The organism is Dyella terrae (assembly GCF_004322705.1).
GTDB lineage: Bacteria > Pseudomonadota > Gammaproteobacteria > Xanthomonadales > Rhodanobacteraceae > Dyella_D > Dyella_D terrae.
This window is the reverse complement of sequence record NZ_SIZZ01000001.1, coordinates 2,396,075-2,402,983: the sequence shown is the minus strand read 5'-3', so window position 1 is coordinate 2,402,983 and position 6,909 is coordinate 2,396,075. Positions and strand designations below refer to the sequence as shown.

Here is a 6,909-nt window from a genome sequence, read left to right as displayed (position 1 = left end):
GGTACCACCCGATCCCATCCCGAACTCGGAAGTGAAACGCAGCCGCGCCGATGGTAGTGTAGCTTGCTATGCAAGAGTAGGTCATCGCCAGGGGCTTTATCCTAAAACGCCTTCCCTCCAGGGAAGGCGTTTTTCTTTGCCTGAAAATCAGAACGCGAACGCGGCCAAGCGCACGAACCAAGCGCGAAGAACAGCGAAAGAGCAGGCCGAAAAGCTCGCCATACCTGCGTGGAAGATGCGAATCGTGTGCAATGCTCAGGTACCGCGCGGGTAAAGCACGGCACTTATCCCGAAGCACATGGGCGACATCTGCAGAAGGGGCGTGCAGACATCAAGTACACCTCCGAACGCCTTCCTCCTGGAAGGCGTTTTCGTTTCAAGCGGCAGGTGAGCGGAAAGTCGAAGCCTGTTCGAAGCACCCAGCTTGCCTCATGGGCAATCTCTACCCAGGACGCGGGCACAACTTTGCTAGTCTTCCGATCGACACCACGCTGACTGGCGAACTCTCCTTGGATAAGCGCTACATCCTCGCCCTCGATCAAGGCACGACCAGTTCCCGTGCGTTGCTCTTTGATCGGCATGGCGCGCTCAAGGGCATGGCCCAGCGCGAATTCCCACAGCATTTCCCCCAGCCTGGCTGGGTGGAACATCATCCGCGCGACATCCTGACCAGCATTCTCGTCTCTGTCACGGAAGTACTCACGACGGCGCAAGTCGACATCCGCGATGTGGCCGCGATCGGCATCACGAATCAACGCGAAACCACCGTGGTGTGGGATCGCTTGACGGGACAACCGATCTACAACGCCATCGTCTGGCAATCCCGTCAAAGCCTCTCCATTTGCGAGCGGCTCCAGGGCGAGGGATTCGGTGAGCTCGTGCGCAAGAAGACCGGCCTCCTCATCGATGCCTATTTTTCCGCGACCAAGCTGCGCTGGATCCTCGATCATGTCGATGGTGCACAAGCACGTGCAGAGCGTGGCGAGCTGCTCTTCGGTACGATCGAGACCTGGCTTATCTGGAACCTCAGTGGCGGTGAGGCCCATGTCACCGATGCGAGCAATGCCGCGCGTACGCTCCTCTACGACATCCATGCACGACGGTGGGATGACGAACTGCTCGCGATGCTCGACATTCCACAAGCTATGCTCCCCGAAGTGCGCAGCTGCAGCGAGATCTATGCGCATACCGATCCCGCGAACTTCTTCGGCCAGGCCATACCCATCGCAGGTGCGGCAGGTGATCAGCAGGCAGCCCTGTTCGGCCAGGCATGCTTCAAGCCCGGCATGGCGAAGAATACCTACGGGACCGGCTGCTTCATGCTGATGCACACGGGAGCCAGGCCCGTCCCTTCGCATCACGGGCTGCTGACCACGATCGCCTGGCAACTTGGTGGTGAGGTGGAGTACGCCCTGGAAGGCAGCATCTTCGTCGCGGGCGCCGTCGTGCAATGGCTTCGCGACGGATTGCGCATGCTGGCCAGCGCCGAAGAATCCCGGATGCTCGCCGAAGCGGTGGCCTCCACGGATGGCGTCTATGTGGTTCCGGCGTTCGTCGGCCTCGGCGCACCCTATTGGCGCAGCGATGTAAGAGGTGCCATGTTCGGCCTCACGCGCGGCACGGAGAAGGAGCATCTTGTTCGTGCCGCGCTCGAGTCGATGGCCTATCAAACACGCGACGTATTCAAGGCCATGGAAGCCGATGCAGGCATCGCACTGGCCGAGCTGCGGGCCGACGGCGGCGCCATCGCCAACGACTTCATCGCCCAGTTTCAGTGCGACATCCTCAACGTGCCCCTGTTGCGACCGCGCGTTGCCGAAACGACGGCGCTTGGTGCCGCATATCTTGCCGGGCTGGCTGTCGGTTTCTGGCGCGATCGCGATGAATTGGCTCAGCTGCATCAGCCTGAGCGACGATTCGATCCCGTGATGGAGCCGGAAGAACGGGACCGCCTATGCCGCGGTTGGCACCGTGCCGTCGAAGCGACCCTGGGTTACCGGGTCGCCGAATGACAACAACTCATTGGCTCATCTGACGATGTCGTCTTGTCGTCCTTTCGGCCCGCGACACATGATGTGAACTCGGCCCCGGGGGAGGGCGTTCCGTGCACGTTACTCACAAGGGCATCGCGGCCACGCCGCTGCTCGGAATTTTGATCGCAACATCCATCATCGTCGCCAGCGGTTCTGCGTGGGCCTTTGCGCAAGGCCATCCACCTGGAGCGGCTTTCTGGACCCTCTGGGGCCTGGTCTTCGTCACCATCACGGTGATGTGGATACTCGCCGACGCGAAGTCACAGCCGAAAGCCAAGGCGCACGAATCCGGCGCCGTGATCTTCATCTTCTGGTTCGTGTATTTGCCTTACTACCTCTTCCGCACACGTAAGTTGCGGGGACTGCTCTGGCTGCTGGGATTCGCGCTGCTGTTCTATCTGGGGGCTGCCGCTCAATGGATGACCTACGCCGTCATGGGTAAGTCATGAAGTTCGGGTGCCCTGTCGAAACGACGCATGGTGCCGGCGTGTCAAAGCAACATTCCGTAACGCGCGGCTTCCGTGCCGCGATGATTCTCGTGATCTGCGCCATGAGTGCCGCCGGTCATGCACAAGGCCTCAACCTTGGTTCGCTGAAGATGGGTGCCCCCGTTCCGCGCGCAATCTTGAAAGACGGATTCACCCAGTACGTGCCGTCGTATGACCAGTACCAGACGATTCACGCACTGGTGGGTTACGGACAACGCGCAGCCTGGGCCGAAATCGTTGCGTCCCACGGCATCGTCTTCAACATCACCTTCAAGCGACCGGCCGGCGAGTACGCGTCCACGTGCGCGTACTTCTCGACGGTGCTGGGTCCTCTCCCCCCACAGTACGTCAAGGGCAGCTGCATCTGGGAGTCGCAGTTCTACGAGACGGCTGTGGTGGTCTCTCGAAGCATTCATCGATGGCAGACCATGGTCGCGTTCGTATGGATGGGACCACAGGCGAACATGCATCACTTCGACCAGACAATCGCTCCGGGAGTCAGACGTCCAGACGTCTGAACACGGCTACAAAAAAAGGGCCTCCCATTAGGAGGCCCTTTTGCTTTTGAAGCGATCGAACGCGATCAATCCAGCGAGTAACCAAACTGCTCGTTGAAGGCAGACGAGAACGTCGCGTAATCGAAATGCTGGTTCTGGGTGCCAGGGTATTCAACCTTCAGCGCGCCCATCAGCGAAGCCATGCGACCGACCGTCGGCCAGTCCTTGCCACGCATGATGCCGAAGATCAGGCCTGCGCGGTAAGCGTCGCCGCAGCCCGTCGGATCGACCACCTTGCGCTCGCGCGCCGGCGGAATTTCGTGCGTCGTGCCATCGGTGTGGATCAGCGAACCGCGCGGGCCAAGCGTCACGATGTACGCCTTCACGCGCTCCGCGATTTCTTCGGCGCTCCAGCCCGTGCGCGACTGCAGCAGCTGCGACTCGTAGTCGTTAACGATCACGTACGTGGCCTTCTCGATCATGGCGCGGAACTCGTCGCCATTGAACAGCGGCATCGCCTGACCCGGATCGAAGATGAAAGGCACGCCGCGCGTGTGGAATTCATCCACGTGCTGCAGCATGGCATCGCGGCTGTCCGGTGCAACGATCGCGAACGAAATGTCCGGGATGTCACGCACGTGGTTTTCGTGCGCGCTCAGCATCGCACCCGGGTGGAACGCCGTGATCTGGTTGTTGTCCAGGTCGGTGGTGATGAAGCACTGCGGCGTGAACTGCTCATCGAACACGCGCACATAGTCCAGGCGGATGCCGCACTGTTCCATGTGCGTGCGGTACGGACCGAAGTCCTGGCCGACGGCTGCCACCGGCACCGGATCGGCGCCGAGCAGCTTCAGGTTGTAGGCAATGTTGCCGGCGCAGCCGCCGAACTCGCGACGCATGCGCGGCACCAGGAATGACACGTTCAGAATGTGCATCTGATCCGGCAGGATGTGATTCTTGAACTGGTCCTGGAAGACCATGATGGTGTCGTAAGCCAACGAACCGCAGATAACGGCTGACATGATGCGTAAAGGTCCCGAAAGTTGAACTGGCCGCAAAGGGGCGGAAAAAAGCCGGTCCCCAATGTCCCGGCCAAACCCTGAAATCTTACCTCGAACCGTCGACGAGGGCGAACACCCTGTCCCGGGCCCGCCACGCCGCTGCCCCCAAAAACGCCGATATGACTCGGTTTCGCAAGGCATTTTTAACATCTATGTCCTTGCGTGAAAGGGCTTTCATCTTTAGACTGGCGCGTTCAAATTTTAGCCAAAGCGGCCCACGGCGAGCCCATGTTCAAGAAGTTTCGCGGCATCTTCTCCAACGACATCTCCATCGATCTCGGCACGGCGAACACCCTCATTTACGTGAGGGGGCAGGGCATTGTCCTCAATGAACCGTCAGTCGTGGCCATCCGCCAGGATCGCGGCCCGGGCGGCCCCCGCGCTGTCGCGGCCGTTGGCAGCGATGCCAAGAAGATGCTGGGTCGTACCCCGGGTAATATCGCCACCGTGCGCCCGATGAAGGACGGCGTGATCGCCAACTTCTCGATGACCGAGGCGATGTTGCAGCACTTCATCAAGCAGGTGCACCGCTCGCGCCTCCTGCGCCCGAGCCCGCGCGTGCTGGTCTGCGTCCCCTGCGGTTCGACCCAGGTTGAGCGCCGTGCCATCAAGGAATCGGCCGAAGGCGCCGGCGCCCGTGACGTGTTCCTCATCGAAGAGCCCATGGCCGCCGCGATCGGCGCCGGCATTCCGGTGCACGAGGCTCGCGGTTCCATGGTGCTGGATATCGGCGGCGGTACGTCCGAAGTGGCCGTCATCTCGCTGAACGGCATCGTCTACTCGCAGTCCGTCCGCGTCGGCGGCGACCGTTTCGACGAGGCCATCATCAATTATGTTCGCCGCAACCACGGCACGCTGATCGGCGAATCCACCGCCGAGCGCATCAAGATGGAAATCGGCTGCGCCTTCCCGCAGACGGACGTGCGCGAGATTGAAATCTCCGGCCGTAACCTGGCCGAAGGCGTGCCGCGCATGTTCACCATCAACTCCAACGAAGTGCTGGAAGCCCTCCATGAGCCCCTGTCGGGCATCGTGGCCGCGGTGAAGTCGGCGCTGGAACAGACCCCGCCGGAACTGTGCTCCGACGTCGCCGAGCGCGGCATCGTACTCACCGGTGGCGGTGCGCTGCTGCGCGACCTGGACCGTCTCATCTCCGAGGAAACCGGTCTGCACGTGCAGGTGGCCGATGAGCCGCTGACCTGCGTGGCCCGTGGTGGTGGCAAGGCGCTGGAGCTGATCGACCAGCACGGCAGCGATTTCTTCGCTGCTGAATAAGCCACATTCGGGGGATTAGGCGATGGCGCTAGCGCGCGAGGATTCCTCGCCATTGTTTGCCGGCACCGTCGCCGGCACGCTGCGCCTCATGTTTTATCTGGCGCTGGCCATGGTGCTGATGGTCCTTGACCATCGCAATGGCTGGATGTGGCGTGTCCGCTACGCCACTTCGGTTGTCGTCGAGCCCATTTACCGCCTTGCCGGGCTGCCGGCGGCCGGCATGCGCACCCTCAGCGTCGCCTTTGCCGACCGCAAGATGCTTACCGAGCAGAACCAGCGCCTGCGCGAAGACCTCCTGCTGGCCAATGCCAAGCTCAATCGCATGGCATCGGTGGCCGAACAGAACGAGCGTCTCAAGGAATTGCTCGCCACCCAGCGCAGCCTCGAACTGAACGTCCAGCTGGCTCGCGTCATTGGCGTTGACCTGGGCGGCTCGCCGCATCGTCTCATGCTCAACCTCGGCGCCCGCGAAGGCGTGCACCAGGGCCAGGCCGTGATCGACGCGCACGGGGTGATGGGGCAGGTGATCGAAGTCCTTCCGACCACCTCCGTCGTCATGCTGGTGACCGACCCGAACCATGCCGTACCGGTGACCGTCGAGCGCACCGGCCTGCGCACCGTGGCGTTTGGCTCGCGCGATGGCGGCATGCTCAGTCTGCCCAACGTTCCCATGGCAGCGGATGTTCGCGCCGGCGACAAGCTGCTGACTTCGGGTCTGGGTGGTCGCTTCCCGCCAGGTTTTCCCGTGGGTGAGGTGCGCGAAGTAGGGCAGTCGCCGTCGGGCATGTTCCTGGAAGCGCATGCGCGTCCCACCGCCGACCTGGATCGCAGTGAGTACGTGCTGCTGCTGCATGACCAGCCCGAACCGGCCGGTCCGCCGGAGCCGGCCACGCCCGTCGGGCCGCCGGCGGATATGGCGTCGCCCGCCGATGCCGCGGCATCGCCTGCCGCTGGAAGTGCCGCGCTGGCCCCCCAGCGCACTGCTCCCGTGACCCATTCCGCCTCAGCCAATCCTGCCTCAGCCAACCCGTCGGCGTCCGCCCCGGCTACCCCAGGGGCGCACCCATGAACAAGCAGCGCGTCGCCTCCCTCTGGTTCGTCGGCACGTTGCTGTTCGCGCTGCTGTCCATGCTCGTGCCGCTGCCGGGCGTCCTGCAGCCGTTCAAGCCGTACTGGCCGGCACTGTTCCTGCTGTACTGGTCGCTGGAGTCCAACGACCGCGTCAGCCTGGGCCTCGCCTTCATCATCGGCTTGTTTGCCGACCTGCTCGATGGCGTCGTCCTGGGTGAGCAGGCGCTTCGCCTGTGCGCCATCGTCTTCATCGCGCTGCGTTTCCGCTCACGGCTGCGCTTCTTCCCGATGTGGCAGCTGACCCTGGCCGTGCTGGCCCTGCTGCTGAACGACCGGGTCCTGCTGCTGATTGTGCGCACGTTCGCCGGTGAACCGCTGCCGCCGGCCAGCTGGTGGATCTCGCCGTTCGTTGGTGCCGCACTGTGGCCGTTCCTGTTCCTGCTCATGGACGACCTGCGCATGCGCCTGCGCATCCAGTAGCGCG

Annotated in this window: 7 protein-coding genes and 1 rRNA gene; 7 read left to right on the top strand and 1 reads right to left on the bottom strand. The window is 62.6% G+C overall.

Going from position 1 to position 6,909, the window contains the following annotated elements; all coding sequences use genetic code 11:
• The 4 genes from rrf to EYV96_RS10855 form a co-directional block, all read left to right on the top strand.
• Positions 1–93: ribosomal RNA gene (rrf, locus tag EYV96_RS10870) — 5S ribosomal RNA — on the top strand; the annotation flags it as partial.
• 416 nt (positions 94–509) lie between these two features.
• Positions 510–2,012, top strand: coding sequence for a glycerol kinase GlpK (glpK, locus tag EYV96_RS10865; protein ID WP_131151591.1), 1,503 nt, complete (start codon positions 510–512; stop codon positions 2,010–2,012).
• 92 nt (positions 2,013–2,104) lie between these two features.
• Positions 2,105–2,482 (top strand): hypothetical protein, encoded by a 378-nt coding sequence (locus EYV96_RS10860; RefSeq protein WP_131151424.1) that lies wholly within the window; start codon positions 2,105–2,107, stop codon positions 2,480–2,482.
• A 38-nt stretch (positions 2,483–2,520) separates the two neighbouring features.
• Complete coding sequence (locus EYV96_RS10855) at positions 2,521–3,039, top strand: hypothetical protein (protein ID WP_131151423.1); 519 nt, start codon at positions 2,521–2,523, stop codon at positions 3,037–3,039.
• Positions 3,040–3,104: 65 nt separating this feature from the next.
• On the opposite strand, the gene EYV96_RS10850 is transcribed toward EYV96_RS10855, so the two are convergent.
• On the bottom strand, positions 3,105–4,040 hold the full coding sequence (locus EYV96_RS10850; protein ID WP_131151422.1) for a carbohydrate kinase family protein: 936 nt from the start codon (positions 4,038–4,040) through the stop codon (positions 3,105–3,107).
• Between the two features lie 267 nt (positions 4,041–4,307).
• On the opposite strand from EYV96_RS10850, the gene EYV96_RS10845 reads away from it, so the two are divergent.
• The 3 genes from EYV96_RS10845 to mreD are packed head-to-tail and all read left to right on the top strand — an operon-like array spanning position 4,308 to position 6,905.
• Entirely contained in the window at positions 4,308–5,354 is a 1,047-nt protein-coding gene (locus EYV96_RS10845; protein WP_090451187.1) for a rod shape-determining protein, read from the top strand.
• A gap of 22 nt (positions 5,355–5,376) precedes the next feature.
• Entirely contained in the window at positions 5,377–6,423 is a 1,047-nt protein-coding gene (gene mreC / locus EYV96_RS10840) for a rod shape-determining protein MreC (protein WP_131151421.1), read from the top strand.
• Entirely contained in the window at positions 6,420–6,905 is a 486-nt protein-coding gene (gene mreD, locus EYV96_RS10835; RefSeq protein ID WP_131151420.1) for a rod shape-determining protein MreD, read from the top strand. The genes mreC and mreD overlap by 4 nt, the downstream gene beginning before the upstream one ends.
• Positions 6,906–6,909: the final 4 nt, after the last annotated feature.

Bases quoted from the DNA above. Each gene is read 5' to 3' on its own strand.
- EYV96_RS10850 (WP_131151422.1), bottom strand. From the start codon at position 4,040: ATGTCAGCCGTTATCTGCGGTTCGTTGGCTTACGACACCATCATGGTC.
- EYV96_RS10845 (WP_090451187.1), top strand. From the start codon at position 4,308: ATGTTCAAGAAGTTTCGCGGCATCTTCTCCAACGACATCTCCATCGAT.
- mreC (WP_131151421.1), top strand. From the start codon at position 5,377: ATGGCGCTAGCGCGCGAGGATTCCTCGCCATTGTTTGCCGGCACCGTC.
- mreD (WP_131151420.1), top strand. From the start codon at position 6,420: ATGAACAAGCAGCGCGTCGCCTCCCTCTGGTTCGTCGGCACGTTGCTG.